Genomic DNA, 22,513 nt, shown 5'->3' on the forward strand with positions numbered 1-22,513 from the left:
ATGTGCCGGCGAGGGGCTCCTTTTTCCACTTACTCCGATTTCAGAAGCCCATGCTTTTTCTGTTAAACTCTTCGTACCGCGGTGGGGAGGGAGAATAATCCTCATCCTCCCACAGACTGCTGGTGATCATCAGGTCGGCACTATACCGGTTGCATGCGATGGGTACATTGTGTACCCTGCATTGACGGAGCAGCATCATGATATCTGCTTCGTGAGGCTGAGGATTGAGATCATCTATCAGAAAAACAGCCAGATCAATCTCTTTGCGTACTACCATGGCCGCAATCTCAGCGTCGCCACCCATAGGGCCTGAGTTCATAATGGTAAAGTCAGGATTCACACCTTCGTTCTTTAAGGCGTCACGTACCAGACTGCCGGTCGTTCCTGTACACACAAGGTGGTGCTCTGACAGGAAGTCGGAGTTGTAAATTACCCATTCCACCATGTCGGCTTTGCGGTGGTCGTGTGCTACCAGTGCAATTGTTAGTTTTCGTGTCATATTTTTGTGTTTAGCAGTCAGCTATCAGTAATTTGCGTTGATAATTCGCGTGGGAAAATCATATTCCCAATTCTTTGCGGATAGCGTTTATTTTTGTGCTAGCCTCATCTTCTGCCTGTGGCAGGTCTTCACGCGATTTCACGGCTTCGCGCACTTCGATATAAAACTTGATCTTGGGCTCTGTCCCCGAAGGACGGATGGATAATTTGGTGCCCTCCTCCGTGAAGAACTGGATGACATTCGACGTGGTCGGCATCTCCAGCGCGACCTGTTCGTTCCGAACGTAATCTACCGCTTCCAACTTCGCAAAATCCTTCATCAACGTAACGGGTGAGCCGCCGAGTGATCTCATGGGATTGGTACGGAAGTTTTTCATCATTGCTTCAATTTCGTCGGCACCCTCTTTGCCCTTGCGCACCAGGGAGATACCTACTTCTTTTGAATATCCGTATTCAAGGTAGATCTCTTCCAGCAACTCATACATTGTCTTACCTTTGTCTTTGCCCCATGCTGCAATCTCTGCGAACAAGGTGCAGGCCGATACCGAATCTTTGTCTCGCACAAAATCCCCTGCCAGGAAACCGTAGCTCTCTTCACCGCCTCCGATATATTTCTTCACATCTTCATTTTTTCGGATAATTTCGGCAATCCATTTGAAGCCGGTGTAACAGTCGAACAGTTCAATCCCTTTCTTTTTGGCAATATCCTTCACCAATTCCGTGGTGACAATGGTTTTTACCACATACTCCTTCCCTGTGAGAAGTCCCAGTTCCTCTCTTCTGTTCATCAGGTAATAAAGGCAGATAAGCAAGGTCTGATTGCCGTTTACCAGTATAAAGTTGCCTTCCTTGTCGCGTATGGCTGTGCCAAACCTGTCGCCGTCGGGGTCAGTTGCCATCACCAGTTCGGCACCTGTCTCCACTGCCTTCCTGATGGCCATATCCAGGGCGGAGGGTTCTTCCGGATTGGGAGAGGTCACCGTGGGAAAATCACCACTGATCTCATCCTGCTCGGGCACGTGAATGATATTGGTGAAACCGACGGCTTTCAATGCATCGGGTACAAGGGTGATGCCGGTACCGTGTATGGGGGTATAGACAATTTTGATGTCGTGGTGACGGGCAATGGCTTCGGGGGAGAGAACAAGCTTGCTCACCTCTTCAATGAAAGCTTTGTCCATGTCTTTTCCGATGATCTCGATCAGACTTTTGTTGCCTTTGAAACGAATTTCGTCGACCGATGCGATCCGGTTCACCTCGGCGATGATATTCTTGTCGTGCGGCCCCAACACTTGTGCGCCATCGTTCCAATAAGCCTTGTAACCGTTATATTCTTTCGGGTTGTGAGATGCCGTAATCATGATGCCGCTCTGACACCCCAGCTTTCTGATAGCATAGGATACTTCGGGAGTGGGACGCAAACTTTCAAAAAGATACACTTTAATGCCGTTGGCACTGAAAATGTCGGCCGATATTTCTGCAAACCTGCGGCTGTTGTTGCGGCAGTCGTGCCCGATGACCACTTTTATTTCGTTTAGATCCGAAAATTCTTTCAATAGGTAGTTCGAGAGACCCTGTGTGGCCGATCCCACGGTGTAGATATTCATGCGGTTGCTGCCGGAGCCCATGATACCCCGTAAACCGCCCGTGCCGAATTCAAGGTCTTTATAAAATGCGTCGATGAGCTTTGTTTTATCTTCGCTGTCGAGCATCTGTTGTACTTCTTTTTTGGTTGCGTCATCGTAGTTTCCTTTTATCCACGACTGCGCCTTGTCGGTTACAAATGCCAGTAATGTTTCTTCTTCCATGTTTAAACGATGTTTTATGTCTGTTAATTAACCGGTTGAACCTTGTATTTGTCTCCGGTTTGTTCAACTATTTTTTTGTAATATTCGTTGGAGTAGCCTGGACGGGACGGGAAAGCCGGTAATCCGTGAGGATTCCGTTGGAAAGTGCCATTTTCTTCTTTCTTTATTACCCCGTCGATGTATTTTACCAGCAGGTATTCGCCCAGTTTCCGCCATTCATCCACTCCATTCTTTACCAGCTGGTTGGAATATTGGGTAAGAAAATGTACCGCTTCGGGACGTGACTGGGCATAAAGTGTCGCGGCTTTCTTCTCCACTTCCGGCTGGGAAGCTTTGAAAGAATCTTCGAGTGACGACTGTACCTTTTTCATGTCTTCACTCATGTCGTTGTAGCGAGTGTAGACCATGTTCGACACCCAGTTGTGGATCCAGAAAGCTGAAGTGCGGGAAAAGGTAAGCAGATCGCCATTGCCTACGGCCATCTCGTGCGGTACTTCCCTGTGCCCGCAATAGATGGGGTAGTATACAGTCTGTGCTGCATCGTCGATGCCAAACCAGAGAATACCCCCAATCTCATTAGGGAGCCACGAACGCATTTGTGCCACAAAGGAGAACCCGGTCTGCTGGGTAGCTGTGGGACGTTCGTTGCAATATTCCACAGAATCCACTTCAAAGGTAAGAGGAGACCAGCGGTAGGGAGAGTTAAAAGGGCCGGCACCCACGTCGAAGCGCCAGTCGAGTTCGGTACCTTCATAATGGTCGCGCATCTGTTGCTGAACATCGTGCGCACTCAGTTTTCGGTCTGGCTTGATGTATAACGGCATGGGGTCGGTTGTTTTCCCCTGTGCATAAGTCACGTACCGTTTCATGTCTTTGTTTACCTTGTTAAAGAACGACCAAACGCGGGCTTCGCAAAAGCGCAGCGCTCCAAAATCCAGCGGAGCATAAGCCTTGGCAAAGCTGAAATCAGCATCATCGCCGGAGAAGTATCCTTTTTCCCGTGCGAAGGAGATCACATCAGGAGCATAGAGGCAATTGGCGGGATCGTTCAGTGGAAACTGTTGTATACGAGCCTGGTTAGCATGTGCAGAGACACAGTCGTCCGGTATTCGTATGGCAACCCAAACAGCCCCCCTGTTTCCAACGCCCTTTCCGATCATTTCCATGACCCACACCTCGTTGGGATCTGCAATGGAAAATGATTCCCCGGAGCTGTAATAACCATGATCCCGGACAAGTGCGGTCATGATGTCAATTGCTTCCCGTGCATTTCTGGCACGTTGCAATGTGATGTAAATGAGGCTTCCGTAATCCATGACTCCGGTAGAGTCGGATAGTTCTTCGCGTCCGCCAAAGGTGGTTTCCGCAATCGCTACCTGATGCTCATTCATGTTGCCAACCACGTTGTAGGTTTGTAAAGCCTGCGGAATTTCGCCGAGATACTTTCCGGTATCCCACTCGTAGACCTTGAGCTTTTCGCCGGGACGGTATTGTCTTGCAGGCCAATGGTACAGTTCTCCGTACAACCCGTATGAGTCGGCCGCGTAAGAAATTATTGTTGATCCATCGGTGGATGCTTTTTTCCCCACCAGAAGGTTTGTACATGGAAAAGTTAAAGTGATGGTAAATAAACCCAAAAGGGTGGAGAGTAAGACTTTCTTCATAATGGATGCTACGCAACTATTTATTTTTACTACAGCGTAAAGATACTTTATTTTGTTTAATCTGCCCAAAGAGTGGAATGGATATTTTGGGTGAATATTTGAAAAGGTGCATGAAATAAGAAAAAAAAAGGTATTTTTGTGATATAAAATTCTAACCACGGCTTATATCTGTTAAGGATGAAAGAAAAAGTTAAAACATTCACTTCGAAAAGAATTCTGGGGCTTACCGCCACGCAGATCATCATTCTTCTTGTGTTGATTGTGATGTTGTTTTTCTTTAGCGACAACAGCGTGACAAAAAGAATCCGCTACGAAACACAGATCAAGAACCTAGAATCGCAAATTGAATTTTATAGGCAACAGACCAACCTGGACAAGGAAAAATTAAACGAACTCCAATCAAATAAAGAAGATCTTGAAAAGTTTGCCCGTGAGAATTATCTCATGAAAAAGGAAAACGAAGATGTTTTTATTGTTGATTGAATAGATAGTGATAATGAGTAACACGAAAAATTTCTTACTGCGTATTTCCGGTACATTCATTCTATTATCAGCGATGCTGTACCTTTTTTTGCCGGTGGTTGCTCCCTGGGTCATGGCCTTGTCTGTGTCGCTTTTTTCAGTGATTACAGTTGCCAGCCCCTATCCTGGGAAAAGTATCCGTGGAAAAAGGTTGTTCAATATGCAACTCTTTGCTTGTGTGTTGATGATTGTGGCTACATACCTCATGTTCAGGCAAACGCCCGAATGGGTGTTGCCCATGATCTCCGGGGCTGTTTTTCTTTTGTATGCCGCGATGGTGCTTCCGAAGGAATTGGAAAAAGAAAAAAACAAATAAAGTGGTATATGCCATCCTGTGCATATATTTTTGATGAAAATGAACAAAAGTATATTAATTATTGATGACAATCTGACCGTTTGTTTGATGTTGAAGTCCTGGCTGGTAAAGAAAGGTTTCCAGGTGGAAACTGCATCCGGAGCAAACGAAGCAAGGCAGAGGGTGAAGGAGCAACCGTTCGACCTGATCCTGACTGATATCAGGATGCCCGAGGCAGACGGATTGTCATTTTTATCGTGGGTGAGAAAATACGATTCGGATATCATTGTCATCATGATTACCGGATATGCCGATGTAGAGTCGGCTGTCTTATCCATGAAGGCAGGGGCTGCGGACTATATTCCGAAGCCCATAGAGCCTGAACATTTGTTTAATAAGATTGAAGAAGCTTTTCAAACACAAGAATACAAACAGAAAAGAAACCGTTTTTCAAATGATTTTATTAAACCGCCGGGAAAGGAATATCAGTTGCTGTTCAACCAGCTCGATCAAATTGCCGAGCAGAGTGAACATCGGCTGTTAATTGGCGACAGAGGCACCGGAAAAGCTTCCGCCGTCAAGTACATTTATGAGAAGGGGATTCACCATTCCAGGCCATTAATCATGCTGGATGCCGATCAGCTGGTCAGTAATAGAATCGGAAGCCGCCAACAGGCTGATTCCGGAGAGGGCGGATCGTTATTGTTAGAGAAATTCAACGCTGCACGAGGCGGTCTGTTTCACATTCGAAAGGTAGACCAGCTTGATATCAATTTTCAGAATCAGCTGTTGAATATTCTCACAAAGCAAGCCAGGGATGAGAACTTCACACAAGTGATCATGAGCACCGAGAAAAGCAGATTGTCTCTGGAAAAGACACTTATTCCCAAACTGTTTCGGCTGATTGAGGAGGGGAGTGTGACTCTTCCCACTCTGAAAGGGAAAAAACAGGTGATCAATTATTTCATCTCCTATTTTCTCCATTTTGCCAACCATACGTTGGATAAGCAGATAAAGAGCATTGATCAGGTTATTTATCAGCAGATGTATGATTATGCCTGGCCCGGGAATATTCAGGAACTCAAAAATACCGTCATCAAAGCCGCTTTGCTGACAGATGGAAATCATATGCCCGCCTGTATAGCTCCCGGGTTGTTCGGAAAGGACAGTTTAAAACAAAAGAGTGATTCCGCTGAGCCCATCCTGATCCTTGATCTTCGTAAGGAGAATTACGAAAAAGAAAAAATATTGGAGGCTCTGAAACTATCCAAAGGAAATAAAACTATGGCAGCATCCATACTAAATATCGACAGGAAGACGTTATACAATAAAATTAAACTATACAACGTGACCACGTAAACTGATATAATACGACTGTATGAGAAAGGGAGGGTCTTTTAAGATTAAGTTCACTGTGATCGCAGGATACCTGTTGGTTGTGATAGTAATGACCCTGGGTCTTTATGGTATTTATCGCAATCTGGTGATCTTTTCAAATCAAAAGATCAAAAACGAGGATCTCTCCGAGCTGCTGATTGTGGGGAATACACTTTCAAAATTATACGAGATTGAGAGCAATCAAAATCTGTTTACGGCCGAAAGTGCACGGCAATATTTTCTCAAATATGACTCCATTGCTCCGGAAATAGACTTTAATTTGAGTTTGCTGAAACAAACGGCCCTTGACACTTCGCGTGTGGCAAAGATTGATACGATCAAACTACTTATCCAGGAAAAAAAGGTGAACCTGCAGGCGGTAGCCACCTTGCTCGACTCGATGGCCAGGGCACCCGAATTGATTCGTACTACCCGGAGTAGCCTTGTGCCCAGGGAGTTGAACCGGGAGGTCTCGGATTTCCTGGAAAGAAACAACCTGCATACACCACATCGGAGCCAAGCGGACACAAGTGTTGTCCTTGGAAAACGCAAAGGATTCCTGGACCGTGTGCGTAACGTCTTTGTGGCCTCTTCTGACTCAACCATTGTGATCAAGGATAAGTCAGTGGTGAGTGAGAGGGAGTTTAAAGTCATTGTCGATACACTCATCAACAAAATAAGATACTCCGAGAAGTTGGATCTGGCACGGCAAAAGGAGTTTCAGCTCGCATTTATTTCCAGGCTGGATACAATGAGTTATACCAACCGGATGCTTACCGCGCGCATCGACGACCTTTTAAAAGGCATTGAACAGGAGGAAATGAGAAAATCTTTTCAGCTTATTCTCAGCAAAGAACAGGCTATTACGGGATCCCAGCGTACCATGTTCCTGGTTTCCTGCCTGGCCATACTCATTGCTCTTGTCTTTGGAATTTTGTTTTTGGTGGATATCAACAAAAGTCAGCGATATCGCAGGCAGCTGGAGAGCTCTCACAGCAGGATCTCTCAACTGCTGGCTTCGCGGGAGAAGCTGATGCTGACAATCTCGCACGACATTAAGTCGCCCGTGAGCTCCATTCTCGGGTATATTGATCTGATGGATGGAAATGCACACAAACCGGAAGAGGAAACCTGGCTCCGAAATATGAAGCATTCCGGAGAGCATGTCCTTCACCTTGTTTCCATGCTGCTCGATCATCATAAGCTCGAAGCCGGAACCTGGCAGCTGAGGCAGTCCAACTTCCGTCTGTTCGATCTGGTAGAGGAGACAGCAGACAGCTTCAGGCCGCTGGCGCTACAAAAAGGATTATGCTATAGCGTTGAGAACCATCTCCCGCCCGAAAAGGTTAGTTACGGTGATCAGTATGTGATCAGGCAGATTTTGAGCAACCTCATATCAAATGCAATTAAATACACTCCTGCCGGATCGGTTTCTATTTTGGCCGAGACAAAAAGGGATGATGTCGCCGGCTGGTTCCGGTTTTCCGTTTCGGATACAGGCGAAGGAATTGATGCAGCCGATCAGCAGTATATATTCCAGGAATTCAGCCGCCTGGGTGTTCGTGACGACGACGCGGGCAATACGGAGGGCAGTGGCCTGGGATTGGCCATTACGAAAGGCTTTGTGGAGGCTTTGCAGGGCAGTATCTCTCTTGTTTCTGAAAAAGAAAAAGGATCGGAGTTTGTCGTCGAGTTGCCGCTTTACCCAAAACACAAGGAGGAGGAAAATTCGGCCGGAGAGATGTATGATCTGGAAGATGTTTCCGTACTGGTTGTGGATGATGATCCTATCCAGTTGAACATGATGGCTGGGATGCTGCAAAAGAAGAAGATGCACTGTGTCGTTGAAGCGAACCCCCGCAAGACGATGGCACTTTTGAGCGAGAATATGTTCGACATTGTGTTTATGGATCTACGCATGCCGCAAATAGATGGTGTTTCGCTGGTGGAAAAAGTGCGTCACTCCAAAGATGTGCAGGAGGTGCCTGTCATCGCTCTTTCTGCCGGATCGGAGATATCTGCTGCGGAGTTGCAGGAGGCCGGTTTTACCGACTTCCTTCCCAAGCCGGTTACTTCTGGCCGGCTGTATGCCATTATCCATCGCTATGTAAAAGGTGAGAAGCCGGAAGCACACTGTGTGCCTCGTCAGGTGCAATCCAACGGCAAGGGTGTGGAGGCGTTGATCGACTTTGTGCGGGATGATGAACATGCATCCCGGGGAATATTGCAGTCGTTTATCAGCGAGACACTGGATAACATTGATCAGTTGAGAAAGTCATTTGCCGAAAAAGATGGCGACAAGGTCAGCGAGATTGCTCACAAGATGCTGCCTCTTTTTCAAATGATGGGCGATGTAGTGGTAATTGATATTTTGCAGCAGATGAAAGAGAATCATCTTTGGCCTGCGAAGAAAGAAACCGTGTTGCTAAAAAAAATAAAGGAGAGTGTGGAGCAGGCGACAGCACTTAAGATGGAAATTGAGAGGGAAGGAAATGGCACACCATTCGATAACGAATAAATACAAGCGATATCTTCTCCTGGAGAAAGGGCTGTCGGCTAACACCATCGAAGCATACATGACTGATCTGCAAAAGCTGGCCGATTTCTGCGAAGAACGGCAACTTGGCATCCACAGCCTTCAGCGGGATCATCTGGAAGAGTTCCTGGCGACGTTATACGATAAGTCTCTTTCAGCCCGCTCTACTGCCAGAATTGTTTCCGGCCTGAAATCTTTCTTTCGGTTTCTATTGTTGGAACACTTTCGCGACGATGACCCCAGCGAGCTGCTGGAGGCACCAAAGATCGGCTTGAAGCTTCCTGTGGTATTGTCGCTTGAAGAGATTGATGCAATACTTGCTGCCATCGATCTCTCCACACCGGAAGGTACGCGAAATTACGCCATCCTCGAAACGCTCTACAGTTGCGGACTGCGCATATCGGAGCTCACTAACCTCCGTTTTTCAGACCTTTTTCTGGAGGAGGGTTTTATTCGTGTGGAAGGGAAAGGCAGCAAACAACGCCTGGTGCCCATATCGGACGTCGCAATTCAAAAGATCAGAAGCTGGCTGCTATATCGCGGTCAGATTGCCATTAAGAAGGGCAGTGAAGATATTGTCTTTGTTAGTGCAAGAGGCAAAGCTATTTCACGGATTACCGTTTTTTATTATATCAGACAGTATGCGGAAGCAGCTGGATTACAAAAGAAAATCAGTCCGCATGTCTTCCGTCACTCTTTTGCTACGCACCTGTTGGAGAGAGGTGCCAATATACGGGTCATTCAGGAGATGCTGGGGCATGAAAAAATAACGACTACCGAGATTTATACGCACGTAGACCGTAACTTTTTGCGGCAGGAGATCATCGAACATCATCCGAGGAACAAGAAAAAATGAAAATGCCGTGCCTCTCTACTGCCGATAAAATTATCGTGAAAACAGACGAAGCTCCAAGATAATTTCTTATATTTGCTTGTTGAAATAAAACGAATAAGAAATAACGTCATGAAACGAGCTTGTAGGTGATTTTCACCTACATGAATGTTTGTCGCGAGTTCCATGCACTTAAATAAAAAAATATATCGTATGAAATTTGTAGTATCAAGCGCCACGCTGTTGAGTCACCTGCAGGCTATCAGCAGGGTGATCAATTCCAAAAACACATTGCCTATTCTGGATTGCTTTCTACTGGATTTGAAAAATAACACGCTTTCCCTGACCGCAGCCGACAGCGAAACGCGGTTGGAGACGCTGGTAGAGGTGAGCAGTGCCGAAGGTGAAGGAAGTCTTGCCATCAATGCCAAGAACCTGCTCGATCCGCTGCGTGAATTGCCCGATCAGCCGCTAACGTTCGATATTAACGACGAAACACTCGAGGTGTTTATCTATTATCACAATGGGAAATACAACTTCGTGGGATTAAAGGGGGATGAGTACCCTGAACCGAAAGTGCTGAAAGATACTTCCCTTACCTTGACGATGGATGCCGAAACTCTTTTCTCGGGAATAAACAGAACGGTTTTTGCCACGGCCGACGATGAGTTGCGCCCCGTGATGAATGGCATCTATTTCGATATTACGACCGACGACCTTACTTTCGTAGCTTCCGACGGTCATAAACTGGTACGCGTAACCACTACAGAAGCAAAGGGCGATGGACGCTCTTCGTTTATCCTGCCCAAGAAACCGGCGAACCTGTTAAAGTCACTTCTCCCGAAAGAGGCGGGTACCGTGGAAATAACTTTCGATGAGAACAATGCGTACATCACCATGGCTTCCTACAAGATGGTATGCCGTTTTGTGGAAGGACGATATCCAAATTATAACTCGGTGATCCCGCAAAATAATCCAAATACACTCACATTAGACCGTTTGGCCTTGCTTAACGCGTTGAAGCGTGTGGCTGTTTTTTCTAACCCGGCAAGCAGCCTGGTGAAGTTGCAACTCTCGGAAGAAAAGATTGTGATCTCGGCACAGGATATCGATTTCCTTACCGCTGCCGAGGAGGTTATCCCTTGCAACTACGAAGGAAATGTAATGAATATTGGGTTTAAAGCTGCTTTCCTCATCGACATCCTCAACAATATTCCTTCTTCTGACGTGCGGATTGAACTTTCCGATCCTTCGAGGGCAGGACTTATTCTGCCTGTGGAGAAAGAGGAGAATGAAGATATGCTGACGCTGCTCATGCCGATGATGTTGAATGACTAACCCACCTTGGAATGCAATTAAACCTCAAAAACCCGATTGTCTTTTTTGATCTGGAGACCACCGGGATAAATATCACACACGATCGCATTGTGGAGATTTCTTTCCTGAAAGTCCACCCTAACGGCAAAGAGGAAATTAAATCGCGGCGCATCAATCCGGGAATGCCTATTCCGGAGCAGTCAACAGCCATTCATGGTATCACGGACGACGATGTGAAAGATTGCCCCACCTTCAAACAGGTGGCCCGTTCGCTCGCCGATCAGCTTGAGGGATGCGATCTGGCCGGATTCAATTCCAGTCGTTTCGACGTGCCGATGCTGGCGGAGGAGTTTCTACGTGCCGGCGTTGATTTTGATATGAGCAAGCGTAAGTTTGTGGATGTGCAAATTATCTTTCATAAAAAGGAACAACGCACGCTGGAGGCGGCCTATGCGTTCTACTGTGATAAAAAACTGGAGAATGCCCACTCCGCGGAAGCTGATGCCATTGCCACGTACGAAGTGCTTAAGTCGCAACTCGACCGTTACCCAGATCTGGCAAACGACATCGAGGTGCTGTCGAAAGAATATTCGAGTTTTAACAACAACGTTGATTTCGCAGGCAGGATCATCTTCAACGAAGAGGGGGTTGAAGTCTTTAATTTCGGAAAACACAAAGGCAAACCGGTACTACAGGTGCTCAAAAACGAGCCAAGTTACTACACCTGGATGATGGATGGCGATTTTCCATTGAACACCAAACAGGTGCTTACCAAAATAAGATTGAAAGAGATAAACGGATAATTCCCAAAGCATGCCCCGCTTCTTTGCGAAACTTTCATACAACGGCAGGAATTATGTAGGATGGCAGATACAGCCTAACGGCATAAGTGTGCAGCAGGTAGTGCAAAACGCACTGTCTGTTATTCTTCGTGAAAGTGTGGTAATTGTGGGGGCAGGCAGGACCGATGCGGGAGTGCATGCCCGCAGGATGGTTGCTCATTTCGACTGGGATGGTGATGCTTTTTCTACGGATACGCTTGTTGCCAAACTCAATAGCTTTCTTCCCAAAGATATATCGGTTTCGGACATCCGACCGGTGAAACCCGATGCACATGCCCGTTTCAGTGCTCTCACGCGTACGTACAGCTATCATGTTATTACGCAAAAAGATCCTTTTCTTCACCAGTTAACATATCGCCTGCACTTTCTTCCTGATATACAACGGATGAATATGTTGTGTAGGGTGTTAAAGGAATACAGTGATTTTACCAGTTTCAGCAAATTGCATACCGATGTGAAGACCAACCTCTGCAAGATTGAATCTGCACAATGGGAAAAAACGGGAGACCATCAGTATGTGTTTACCATTACTGCGGATCGTTTTCTGCGCAATATGGTACGTGCCATTGTCGGTACGTTGCTTGAGGCAGGCAGGGGCCGGGTCGACGAACGTGGCTTTCGGCGCATCATTGAGGCCAAAAATCGCAGCGTGGCGGGTGATTCTGTACCGGGACATGCACTTTTTCTGGAGGAGGTGATGTATCCCGATGATATCTGGTTATAATGATCAATGGTAATTGATGATATAGAACGACGACAGGAACTTGAGAAAAAAGCGCGGTAGAAACTTTCCACTGCGCTTTTTTTTGCCCCTATTCCGGGGAAGTCTATTTGTTCGAATGATTAGTCGTTCATGGAGATCAGGAACTCTTCGTTGCTTGACGTACGTCTCAAACGATTTAAGAGGAACTCCATTGCTTCAACCGAATTCATGTCGGACAGGAAGTTGCGGAGAACCCACATGCGGTTGAGCGTCTCTTCGGAGAGGAGGAGGTCGTCGCGGCGTGTGCTGGAGGCAATGATATCAACCGACGGGAAGATACGTTTGTTGGAAAGCCTGCGGTCCAGCTGCAGTTCCATGTTTCCTGTACCCTTAAATTCTTCAAAGATCACGTCATCCATCTTCGATCCCGTGTCGGTAAGTGCCGTGGCAATGATGGTGAGTGAACCACCATGTTCGATGTTACGGGCAGCACCAAAGAAACGTTTCGGCTTGTGCAGCGCATTGGCATCCACACCTCCCGAGAGTACCTTCCCCGATGCGGGTTGTACGGTGTTGTAGGCGCGTGCCAGACGGGTGATGGAGTCAAGCAGAATCACTACGTCGTGTCCGCATTCTACCAGACGACGGGCTTTGTTCAGCACGATCTCGGCAATCTTCACATGACGGTCGGCCGGCTCATCGAATGTGGAGGCGATCACTTCGGCTTTTACACTCCGCTCCATGTCGGTTACCTCCTCGGGACGTTCGTCAATGAGCAGAATGATCATGTACACCTCTGGATGATTATCGGCAATGGCATTGGCTATATCTTTGAGTAGCATTGTTTTACCTGTCTTTGGTTGTGCCACGATCAGGCCGCGTTGTCCTTTTCCGATGGGTGAGAACATATCTACCACCCTGCAGGAAAGGTTGTCGTTGTGCCCTTTTGTCAGGTTGAACTTTTCATTGGGGAACAATGGCTTCAGGTGATCGAACGGCACGCGGTCGCGCACATCGTCCGGTGAACGGCCGTTGATGCTATCTACTTTTACCAGCGGAAAAAACTTCTCGCCCTCTTTGGGGGGACGAATGGGACCTTCCACCACATCACCTGTCTTCAGCCCAAAGAGGCGAATCTGCGACTGGGATACGTAGATGTCGTCTGGAGATGACATGTAGTTGTAATCCGAAGAACGCAGAAATCCATACCCGTCGGGCATTATTTCCAATACACCCGAGGCTGTCAGTATGCCGTCGAAATCGTACACCGCATCTTTCTCCTTTTGCGTTTGCGGCTGGTTCGTGGGGGGAGTGGGCTGATGCGTTGTTTTCCCCTGTTGTCCCTGTGCCGGCTGTTTGGGCTGCAACGGTGAGGGAGCCAGCAGATCCATCAAAGAAACCTTATTTCCGGCAGGGGGTACTTCCTTGCCCGTGGCGACCGTTGTCTCCGCTATGGGATCCTCGGCAACCACAGGAGGTAGTATCACCGGAGCAGGTGTGTCCTTTTTTTCTTCGTTCCTGTGTTTCGAAGACCGGAAGACCAATTGAATGGGTTTGGCCGGAGTCTTGGGCCCAACCTGGGGCGCTTCGTTCTTTTCGGTCGTTTCTTTCTTTTCAGGTGCTTCTTCAATAACTTCCTTTGTCATCTCCTGTTTGGCCACCACTTCCGGTTTTGCGTGAGACGGTATGGCAGGCGTGACTTCCTGTTTAACTTCTCTTTCTTTTGTTTCCGTTTTGTTTTTTTCCTGAAGAACCTCTTCTTTTTTTACCAGCCTCGGTCTTTCGGTGGGGATGACTGGTTTTGATTGTTTTGGGAGGCTGTTTGGCTCTTTTTTTGTCGATTCAATTTCTTTGGAATCTTCTTTTTTGCCGACAGGCTTGCTTTTCTGGTTCTTTGGTTTCTCGGTACGGTTTCTGCCGCCATAGTTTTGTTTTGTTCCTGTGTCAGCGGTCAGTTTCTTGGTTTCGGCTATTGCTTGCTCATCCAGTATCTTGTAGATGAGTTCTTCTTTTTTATACGCGTCAGGACGTCTTATGCCCATTTCCTTGGCAAGGACCCGTAATTCTGTGGTAAGCTTTTCATTAAGCTCGATAATGTTATAAGCCATGTAGATCTATTGAAATTCGTTATGGATTTTGAAAAAATGTTGTTACTGAATCATGCCCGGCCAGGGTGATAAATGCATAGAATTATACGTTTCAGCAAAAAGAGGCCGGAGATAATTTGGTTCGAAATGAATTTTTGTAAATGATTAACAGTAGTATGAGTTAATGTACTGTTGAAGATTCAGAGACAAAGGTAGTGCTTTTTTTGAATATCCTGAATAACTTCCCGGTTTTTTTTAGGATGATCAATAAATAAACGATTAAAAATCCTCCATTTTCAATTTATTCGATGTACTGACTCTTCTATCCAGCTCGTTCTTGTACAGCAAAGACCTCCTCCTGTCGAGTGAGTTGGGCGCTGTGGCTTGAGCAAAAAGATCGTGCGCTACTTTTGCCCATTCCAGTGCCTGCGTCATGTCGTCCATCATTTCCAAGGCGAGCGCGATGTTGTTTGCAGCTTTTGCTTTTTCAGTTTTATTGGAGCGGGAATAATAAAAAGATTCCCACTTTTCAATTGCCCTGGCCCAATCAGCACCCTTGGCAAATGCCTCTCCTTCCCGCATCAGAGAGTTGGGAAGCGTATAATACCACCTATCCTGCTTTTCCCAGTGGGGTGCAAAAACATAGGTCATCTTTTCGGCAGCCCTTACGGCCAGCAGCTTCATCGCCTCTTCGCGCGAGGGTAGCATGGCCTCGGCATAGGCCTGGGAGTCGCGGATGTCGAACCCCTCCCAGCGCATACTGTCGGTATATTGTATTGCAGGGATCTTTCCTTCCATGGTGGGAAGGTAAACCCTCAGGATAGAATGTATCTTTCCGGTTATGTCGCCGTATGTATATCCCTGTTGACGGAATTGATCCCTTTTCACCGTCTGAAGGATCAGCTTGTCGAGCGAGATGATGGCATCCACACCGGTCTTGTTCCTTATCTCATTCATCTTGTCGGGAGTGAGCGGATGTTCCTGAAAAAAATCGGTATCTCCTCGCAAAGGGTCGGGATAAAAGAGCACCCTTTGAAAATAATCCTCTTCATTCAGAAATTGTGTCAGTGCTTCCGTGTAATAGATAGCCACACTGTCGGAGGATGCTTTTGTCCTTTCACTGTCGGTACGCCCAACCATTTGCGTTTCATGTCCTATCTCGTCGGGTTGCTGCACCACATTGTTCACAACAGCCAGCGAGAGTACATGAGAAGGCAATGCAACCTGTGCCGGCTCACGGGTTTCCACGGTCAGGTAGCTAATGCCTGCGCAACTGTCCAAAAACAGCCCTGTTGCCATCACGATCAGAAAAGGGAATATTTTTTTCATCTGGGAGAATTTTTATTCTTCATTTGCAAAGGTATCACATTTAATTAACATATTTGCGTGTCCAATTGTTTGCATTTCGGTTTTCATTTTCCAGAAAGTTTATTTTCTCAGGGGCGACTTGGTGAAAATTATGTATATTTGTTGGCTCAATAGATAGCGTCTTTTTCGTGCGATCACATAGAAAACCATGCGAGGAATTCTTATGCGCATTCATAGTGTCGAAAGAGCATAAAATAGATACCTAAAAGAAACCAACTAAACAGACTACAATGGCATTTAACATTATTGTGTTGGCTAAGCAGGTCCCCGATACGCGCAATGTCGGGAAAGATGCAATGAAGGCCGACGGAACCGTGAACAGGGCAGTGCTGCCTGCAATTTTTAATCCGGAAGACCTGAACGCAATGGAGCAGGCACTGGATATCAAGGATCGTTTTCCCGGATCCCGGATTACGGTGCTGACCATGGGGCCGGGACGCGCTGCCGATATTTTGCGCGAAGGATTATTTCGCGGGGCGGACGATGGCGTGTTGTTGACCGACAGAGCTTTTGCCGGTGCCGACACACTAGCTACATCGTACGCTTTGTCAATGGCAGTACGAAAGATCGGGAAATATGATATTATTGTCGCCGGACGACAGGCAATCGATGGTGATACGGCACAGGTAGGACCGCAGGTGGCCGAAAAACTGGGAATTCCGCAGATCACTTATGCGGAAAACATCGAAGCACTTGACAAGGGTAAAGTTACCGTCAAGCGACGCCTCGATAACGGGGTAGAAGTGGTGGAGTGTCCTCTTCCGGCAGTCATTACCGTGAATAGCTCAGCTCGTCCCTGCCGGCCCAGGAATGCGAAATTTCTGCTAAAGTTTAAACATGCCAAAACGGTGACCGAGAGGCAGGTTGAAAATCTCGATTACATTGATATTTATAGTAGTCATCCCTATCTGAACCTTACCGAATGGAGTGTGGCCGATGTAGATGCCGACCCGCTGCAGTGCGGCCTTTCCGGCTCTCCTACGAAAGTGAAAAAGATCGAAAATGTGGTCTTTCAGGCCAAAGAAAGCAAACGTCTCACCGACAGTGATGTCGAGATTGATGAGCTGATGAGAGAACTAATAGAAAATCATACAATTGGATAAAAAATTAAAAAAGAACTATTCCAATAAGCGAGAGCAGAGGCCAACCCCGTTTGGACCATGTTAAACGCAGGGATAGTCTAATTTATTAAGATTTAATAAATGAACAACTTATTTGTATATCTGGAAATTGAAGAGGGTACTGTAGCCGATGTTAGCCTGGAACTACTCACCAAGGGGCGTACACTGGCCAACCAGCTTAACTGCAAGATGGAAGCCATTGCAGCTGGTGCAAACCTCAACGGAGTTGACCAACAGGTTTTTCCTTATGGCGTGGATGTGCTGCACATCTTCAAAGACGAACGCTTGTCGCCTTATACCACCATGCCGCATACCTCTATTTTGGTGGAGCTGTTCAAAAAAGAACAGCCGCAGATCTGCCTGATGGGAGCCACCATTATCGGTCGCGACCTGGGCCCCCGTGTGTCGTCGGCGCTGGGTAGCGGCCTTACGGCCGACTGTACATCTCTCGAGATAGGAGATCACGAAGAAAAGAAAATCGGGAAAACATATAAGAACCTGCTTTATCAGATACGACCCGCCTTTGGGGGTAATATTGTGGCCTGGATCGTCAATCCCGATCATCGTCCGCAGATGGCAACAGTACGCGAGGGTGTCATGAAGAAGGAGATTTTCGATCCCCAATACAAAGGAGAAACTGTGGAACACACGGTCTGTGATTTTGTAAAGGATGAAGATTTTGTCGTCTCAGTCATCGACCGGCACATTGAAAAATCGAAAGTGAACATCAAAAACTCACCCATCATTGTTTCCGGAGGATACGGGGTAGGGTCGAAAGAGAACTTTCAGCTTCTCTACCAGTTGGCCGACGTATTGGGTGCCGAGGTAGGCGCTTCGCGTGCGGCGGTGGATGCCGGTTTTACCGAGCACGAACGCCAGGTAGGACAAACCGGTGTTACCGTTCGCCCTAAGGTATACATTGCCTGTGGCATATCGGGACAGATACAACATATTGCCGGCATGCAGGACAGTTCCATCATCATTTCCATCAATAACGATCCAAATGCACCCATCAACACTATTGCCGATTATGTGATTACGGGGGATGTGGAAAAGGTGATTCCGAAGATGATAAAATATTACAAGAAGAACACAAAGTAGATGAAAAGGAGTTGCTTGATATTCTTGCTCGTTTTGAGTTTACCGTCCCTCTTAGCCCAAGATACGATTTTTTTGAGCCGTACCGACAACTATGCCGTGGTCACGAAAGAGTCGGATAAGATTATTAAAGTAGATATCTTTACTAGAGAAGGTGTACATAAAGGATGGGAATATTATTCCGAATACAATGCAGACCGGAAAATTAAAAATGGATCGTCACACTTTTTGTATTCCGATGGGCGGGACAGCGTGACCCGTATGTATGAAAACAACAATCTAAACGGCAAAAGTGTAGAGTATTATCCTTCCGGTAGTAAAAAACTGGTGGAGCATTTCAAAAACGGTATTCGTGAGGGAACCTTGAGGGAATATTACCCGGACGGTTCTCTTCGTCGTGATGAAACATACCTTCGCGGGGAATATAACAAAGGGCGCTTTTTTGATGAAGATGGTAACGAGCGTTCCGCAGAGCCTTATTGGCAGCATGCACAATTTCCCGGTGGGGTAAAAACATTGTCCGCATTAATAATTGCTGCTGTCCGCTACCCCGAGGAAGCACGAAAAAACAACATCGAAGGACGCGTCATCATAAACTTTATTATTGATAAAGAAGGGAAAATGGTATCTCCTAAGATTGTTCGGGGAGCACATCATTTACTCGACAAGGAAGCAATGCGTGCGACAGAGGTCGTGGCTTTTATACATAAATGGGAGCCGGCCAAACTGGATGGAAAGCCTGTCAGGACGCGATACACGTTGCCTCTTGTTTTTGAAATTCCAAACCAGCGTGAACTTTAAAATTCAGTATTGATAAAAACCTACTAATAATATTTCTTAAAACATGGCAAATTTTTATACAGATACACCGCAATTCAGGCATTACCTTCAGCATCCACTGATGAAACGAATTGTGGAATTAAAGGAGCGAAATTACGCAGACAGGGAGACATACGACTATGCACCCATCGATTTTGAAGATGCGATGGACAGTTACGATAAAGTGCTGGAAGTGGTGGGGGAGATCTGTGGCGACATTATTGAACCCAATGCTGAGGAGGTAGATCATAGCGGCCCTACTGTAGCTGATGGCCGTGTTACGTATGCAGCCAACACCCAGGAGAATCTCGATGTGCTCAACAGGGCAGAGCTGATGGGAATGCGGTTTTCCCGTAAATACGGGGGGCTCAACTTCCCGATGGTTCCCTACATGATCAGTGCCGATATTGTGAGTCGCGCCGACGCCAGCTTTCAGAATATATGGATGTTACAGGACTGCGGTGAGACCATCTATGAGTTTGGGGACGAAGAGCAGAGGAACAATTACATCCCGCGTGTGGTGAAGGGAGAGACCATGTCGATGGACCTCACGGAGCCCGATGCCGGATCGGATCTTCAGGCGGTGATGCTGAAAGCCTCCTTCAATGAGCAGGAGAACCAATGGTATCTGAATGGTGTAAAGCGTTTTATCACCAATGGAGATGCCGATATTCACTTGGTGCTTGCCCGCTCCGAGGAGGGGACCAAAGATGCCCGTGGCCTGTCGATGTTTATCTACGACAAACGCAGCGGCGGCGTGAATGTGCGCCGCATTGAAAACAAGATGGGCATCAAGGGAGCGCCCACCTGCGAGTTGGTTTTCAAGAATGCCAAAGCTGAACTTGTGGGCAGTCGCCGGATGGGGCTTATCAAATATGTGATGTCACTGATGAATGGCGCCCGCCTGGGCATCATGGCTCAGTCGGTTGGCATCTCCGAAGCGGCCACGCGCGAAGCATACAACTATGCCATTGAACGGCGTCAGTTCGGTAAGGCTATTATCACCTTTCCGGCAGTATATGAGATGTTGGCAAATATGCGGGCAAAGACCGATGCCTCACGTAGTGTCCTTTATGAAACCTGCCGTTTTGTGGATATGTACAAGACTTTGGAAGATATTGGCCGTGAGCGCAAGCTTTCTCCGGAGGAGAGGGAGGAGATGAAATATTATTCCCGCCTGGCCGATGCCTTTACTCCGCTTGGTAAGGGGATGAGCAGCGAGTATGCCAATCAGAATGCCTACGATGCCATTCAGATACATGGCGGCTCGGGATATATGAAAGATTATAAGTGTGAGCGTCTCTACCGGGATGCCCGCATCACCAACATCTACGAAGGAACCACGCAGCTTCAGGTGGTGGCTGCCATACGCCATGTCACCACCGGTACTTATCTGCAAAGGATAAAAGAGTATGTCGCCATGCCGCTTACTCCCGAACTGGAGCCGTTGAAGAACGTACTGGCAAAGATGACCGAGACATATGAAAAGATGGTGGAGACGGTCGTTGCAGCCAAGGATGAAGAGTACCTCGATTTCCATGCCCGCCGGTTGGTAGAGAGTGCCGGGCACATCATTGCGGGATACCTGCTTCTGCAGGATGCCAACAAAAACCAGGAGTTATTCCGTCGCAGTGCCGAGGTGTATGTCCATTATGGACGGAACGAGTTGGTGAAAAACTACAACTTTATTGCTCAGTCGCGCATCGAAGATCTTGCCTATTATAAGCCCGATCTTACGGAGCAATAGTGTATTCTTATTTTCAGGAAAAAGGGACTGTTTCAGGTCCCTTTTTTGTATGCCAGCCAGTATATCCGGAAGTCTTTCGATTTCTTTCGCGATCACCCTAAAATAATGGAGCTTATCTTTTTGGGCGGAAGAGCAGTTCCAGCTTGGGCTGGGGACGCATTTTTCCGGTAAACATGTCGCGCATCCATATCACGCCGGCTTCTACACCAGTGGTGGAGTTGAACCAATGCTCCACGGAGCCGCCATAGTAAAGAGTGTGCATCGTCGGGAGCATCGGCCGCAAGGGATGGCTGTTGCTTTGGCTTACTGGCATTCCTCCGTATGCATTCAAATACCAGTCGTTGTTCAGTTGGTAACGGCCATGTAGGTCGATTAGCAGGGCCGACTGATTCAGGCCAAACGTATTTTTTCCAGTCTGCAAATAATTGATTCCCCCTTCGATCAACAGGTTCGGATGCAGCATATACGTTGCGTCGATCCCTGCATTCCAAAAGGGGAGGATGCCGAAACCGGAATTATATCCCCCGCTGATTCCCACATTCAGAGCCGGAGATATAGTATAGTTCGCTCCGGCATCCAGGATGTAATAGGTGCCTTTCCCAAACCAGGGTGTTTCCACCAGGCCCAATGTGGTCGAAGAGTGAAGCAGCAGGTTGCGTGCAGGCATGGTCGTAGCAATGGCAGTGCGGCTTTTCGAATTGATATAATCGGATGCCACACCTCTCCAATAAATCGGCGGCAAAAGTCTGCTGGCAGATGCAGACGGTGTGCTGACCGTAAAGCGCTGGTAGGGTGTGAGTTGTGGATGCATGTCCATGGCCGGATTCAGCCGGGGTAGTTTCAGAGAAACATTTCTTGATTGAACTGTATCTTTCTGCTGGCGTAGCGTGCCTGTGGCGATGATGGTTTTAAGGCTGTCCTGCCTCACGGTGATATCCTGTGCGACCCCCGTTGAGAAAAGATAACTTAGAAGCAACGGTATGCAAAGACGTCTCATAAATTTTTCTGAATAAAAGATTACACCTTTTCAAACAAAGGTAGTAAACTTCGCGGAAAAATCCTGTTTTTAACTTTTTATCATCCCTGTCGCCATCATTAATCTGTTATTATGCTTGTTCTGTATTCTTTTTTTATTTTTCTTTGTTACCGATAAATAACAAACGCTAAAATTGATTGCCTATAAGTCCTCTTTACTCCATTAATTTAACATAACAATTGAAGAAGTAAAGCAATGGATACTTTCAGTGCGATGACCGACGAAGAATTGGTTGTATCGTATGCCTGTGGCAATAACGCAGCGTTTGATGTACTCCTCGAGCGTTATAAACAGTCTCTTTACACCTACATTCTCTTCACTGTCCGTCATAACGGTCTGGCGGAAGACATTTTTCAGGATACCTTTATAAAAGCCATCACCACCATCAAGCAGGGGAGATACACCGAAACTGGCAGGTTCAAAGCGTGGCTGATGCGAATTGCGCACAATCTGATGATCGACTATTTCCGGCAGAAGAAAAACGAGAATACTATTTCCAACGACGATTATGACCTGGATCTGTGGAATAGTTCCTCCCTCGGTGAGGATACTGTGGAGGTCGAACTGGTGCGAACAGAGGTGCTCTCGGATGTCAAAAAGCTTGTTGCCTGCCTGCCCGATGCTCAGCGAGAGGTGCTGGAAATGCGTTACTACAAGGATTTAAGCTTTAAAGAAATTGCCGATAGAACGGGTGTGAGCATCAACACGGCTCTGGGGCGTATGCGTTATGCCATCCTCAACATGCGCAGAATGGCCGAGGAGAACAAGATGATTTTTACTCTGGATTAGGATATACATAAAAATAGCCCCGGTGGATCCGGGGCTATTGCAGGGTAGGAGTTC

Annotated in this window: 19 protein-coding genes; 13 read left to right on the forward strand and 6 right to left on the reverse strand. The window is 47.0% G+C overall.

Annotation, left to right across the window (positions count from 1 at the left end; all coding sequences use genetic code 11):
- Nucleotides 1–40: 40 nt before the first annotated feature.
- Genes B3Z75_RS08875 through B3Z75_RS08885 form a run of 3 tightly spaced genes read right to left on the reverse strand, consistent with a single transcriptional unit; the run spans nt 41 to nt 3,970 of the window.
- Nucleotides 41–499, reverse strand: a complete 459-nt coding sequence (locus tag B3Z75_RS08875; protein ID WP_294070391.1) for a methylglyoxal synthase — start codon at nt 497–499, stop codon at nt 41–43.
- Nucleotides 500–557: 58 nt separating this feature from the next.
- On the reverse strand, nt 558–2,306 hold the full coding sequence (locus B3Z75_RS08880) for a phospho-sugar mutase (protein ID WP_294070394.1): 1,749 nt from the start codon (nt 2,304–2,306) through the stop codon (nt 558–560).
- Nucleotides 2,307–2,329: 23 nt separating this feature from the next.
- The gene (locus B3Z75_RS08885; RefSeq protein WP_294070397.1) at nt 2,330–3,970 is read right to left on the reverse strand and encodes a C69 family dipeptidase; all 1,641 of its coding nucleotides are present in this window, start codon (nt 3,968–3,970) and stop codon (nt 2,330–2,332) included.
- Between the two features lie 177 nt (nt 3,971–4,147).
- Between B3Z75_RS08885 and B3Z75_RS08890 the strand changes: the two genes are divergently transcribed.
- The 8 genes from B3Z75_RS08890 to truA all read left to right on the forward strand — a co-directional run bounded on the left by B3Z75_RS08890 (nt 4,148) and on the right by truA (nt 12,415).
- Nucleotides 4,148–4,453 carry an FtsB family cell division protein gene (locus B3Z75_RS08890; protein WP_294070400.1) on the forward strand — a complete coding sequence of 102 codons (306 nt, stop codon included), beginning with the start codon at nt 4,148–4,150 and terminating at the stop codon, nt 4,451–4,453.
- A 13-nt stretch (nt 4,454–4,466) separates the two neighbouring features.
- Complete coding sequence (locus tag B3Z75_RS08895) at nt 4,467–4,808, forward strand: hypothetical protein (RefSeq protein ID WP_294070403.1); 342 nt, start codon at nt 4,467–4,469, stop codon at nt 4,806–4,808.
- Between the two features lie 39 nt (nt 4,809–4,847).
- Nucleotides 4,848–6,146, forward strand: coding sequence for a sigma-54-dependent transcriptional regulator (locus B3Z75_RS08900; RefSeq protein ID WP_294070406.1), 1,299 nt, complete (start codon nt 4,848–4,850; stop codon nt 6,144–6,146).
- A 19-nt stretch (nt 6,147–6,165) separates the two neighbouring features.
- On the forward strand, nt 6,166–8,682 hold the full coding sequence (locus B3Z75_RS08905; RefSeq protein WP_294070409.1) for an ATP-binding response regulator: 2,517 nt from the start codon (nt 6,166–6,168) through the stop codon (nt 8,680–8,682).
- Nucleotides 8,657–9,556, forward strand: coding sequence for a site-specific tyrosine recombinase XerD (gene xerD / locus B3Z75_RS08910; RefSeq protein ID WP_294070412.1), 900 nt, complete (start codon nt 8,657–8,659; stop codon nt 9,554–9,556). Before B3Z75_RS08905 ends, xerD begins: the two co-directional genes overlap by 26 nt.
- Nucleotides 9,557–9,745: 189 nt before the next feature.
- Nucleotides 9,746–10,870, forward strand: a complete 1,125-nt coding sequence (gene dnaN, locus B3Z75_RS08915; RefSeq protein ID WP_294070415.1) for a DNA polymerase III subunit beta — start codon at nt 9,746–9,748, stop codon at nt 10,868–10,870.
- Nucleotides 10,871–10,881: 11 nt separating this feature from the next.
- Complete coding sequence (locus B3Z75_RS08920) at nt 10,882–11,652, forward strand: 3'-5' exonuclease (protein ID WP_294070417.1); 771 nt, start codon at nt 10,882–10,884, stop codon at nt 11,650–11,652.
- A 10-nt stretch (nt 11,653–11,662) separates the two neighbouring features.
- Nucleotides 11,663–12,415 (forward strand): tRNA pseudouridine(38-40) synthase TruA, encoded by a 753-nt coding sequence (gene truA, locus B3Z75_RS08925; protein ID WP_294070420.1) that lies wholly within the window; start codon nt 11,663–11,665, stop codon nt 12,413–12,415.
- Nucleotides 12,416–12,534: 119 nt separating this feature from the next.
- On the opposite strand, the gene rho is transcribed toward truA, so the two are convergent.
- Both rho and B3Z75_RS08935 read right to left on the reverse strand, forming a co-directional pair.
- Complete coding sequence (gene rho, locus B3Z75_RS08930; RefSeq protein ID WP_294070423.1) at nt 12,535–14,502, reverse strand: transcription termination factor Rho; 1,968 nt, start codon at nt 14,500–14,502, stop codon at nt 12,535–12,537.
- Between the two features lie 258 nt (nt 14,503–14,760).
- Nucleotides 14,761–15,810, reverse strand: a complete 1,050-nt coding sequence (locus tag B3Z75_RS08935; protein WP_294070426.1) for a DUF6340 family protein — start codon at nt 15,808–15,810, stop codon at nt 14,761–14,763.
- Between the two features lie 269 nt (nt 15,811–16,079).
- Between B3Z75_RS08935 and B3Z75_RS08940 the strand changes: the two genes are divergently transcribed.
- The 4 genes from B3Z75_RS08940 to B3Z75_RS08955 all read left to right on the forward strand — a co-directional run bounded on the left by B3Z75_RS08940 (nt 16,080) and on the right by B3Z75_RS08955 (nt 20,634).
- Entirely contained in the window at nt 16,080–16,952 is an 873-nt protein-coding gene (locus B3Z75_RS08940) for an electron transfer flavoprotein subunit beta/FixA family protein (RefSeq protein WP_294070429.1), read from the forward strand.
- Between the two features lie 99 nt (nt 16,953–17,051).
- Nucleotides 17,052–18,071 carry an electron transfer flavoprotein subunit alpha/FixB family protein gene (locus tag B3Z75_RS08945; protein ID WP_294070431.1) on the forward strand — a complete coding sequence of 340 codons (1,020 nt, stop codon included), beginning with the start codon at nt 17,052–17,054 and terminating at the stop codon, nt 18,069–18,071.
- Between the two features lie 72 nt (nt 18,072–18,143).
- Nucleotides 18,144–18,869, forward strand: a complete 726-nt coding sequence (locus B3Z75_RS08950; protein ID WP_294070434.1) for an energy transducer TonB — start codon at nt 18,144–18,146, stop codon at nt 18,867–18,869.
- A 43-nt stretch (nt 18,870–18,912) separates the two neighbouring features.
- Complete coding sequence (locus tag B3Z75_RS08955) at nt 18,913–20,634, forward strand: acyl-CoA dehydrogenase family protein (protein WP_294070437.1); 1,722 nt, start codon at nt 18,913–18,915, stop codon at nt 20,632–20,634.
- A 112-nt stretch (nt 20,635–20,746) separates the two neighbouring features.
- Here the strand turns inward: B3Z75_RS08955 and B3Z75_RS08960 are convergent, their stop codons facing one another.
- Nucleotides 20,747–21,631 carry a hypothetical protein gene (locus B3Z75_RS08960; protein WP_294070440.1) on the reverse strand — a complete coding sequence of 295 codons (885 nt, stop codon included), beginning with the start codon at nt 21,629–21,631 and terminating at the stop codon, nt 20,747–20,749.
- A gap of 234 nt (nt 21,632–21,865) precedes the next feature.
- On the opposite strand from B3Z75_RS08960, the gene B3Z75_RS08965 reads away from it, so the two are divergent.
- On the forward strand, nt 21,866–22,459 hold the full coding sequence (locus tag B3Z75_RS08965; RefSeq protein WP_294070443.1) for a sigma-70 family RNA polymerase sigma factor: 594 nt from the start codon (nt 21,866–21,868) through the stop codon (nt 22,457–22,459).
- Nucleotides 22,460–22,513: the final 54 nt, after the last annotated feature.

The organism is Proteiniphilum sp. UBA1028 (genome assembly GCF_002316955.1).
In the GTDB taxonomy this organism is placed as follows: Bacteria; Bacteroidota; Bacteroidia; order Bacteroidales; family Dysgonomonadaceae; genus Proteiniphilum.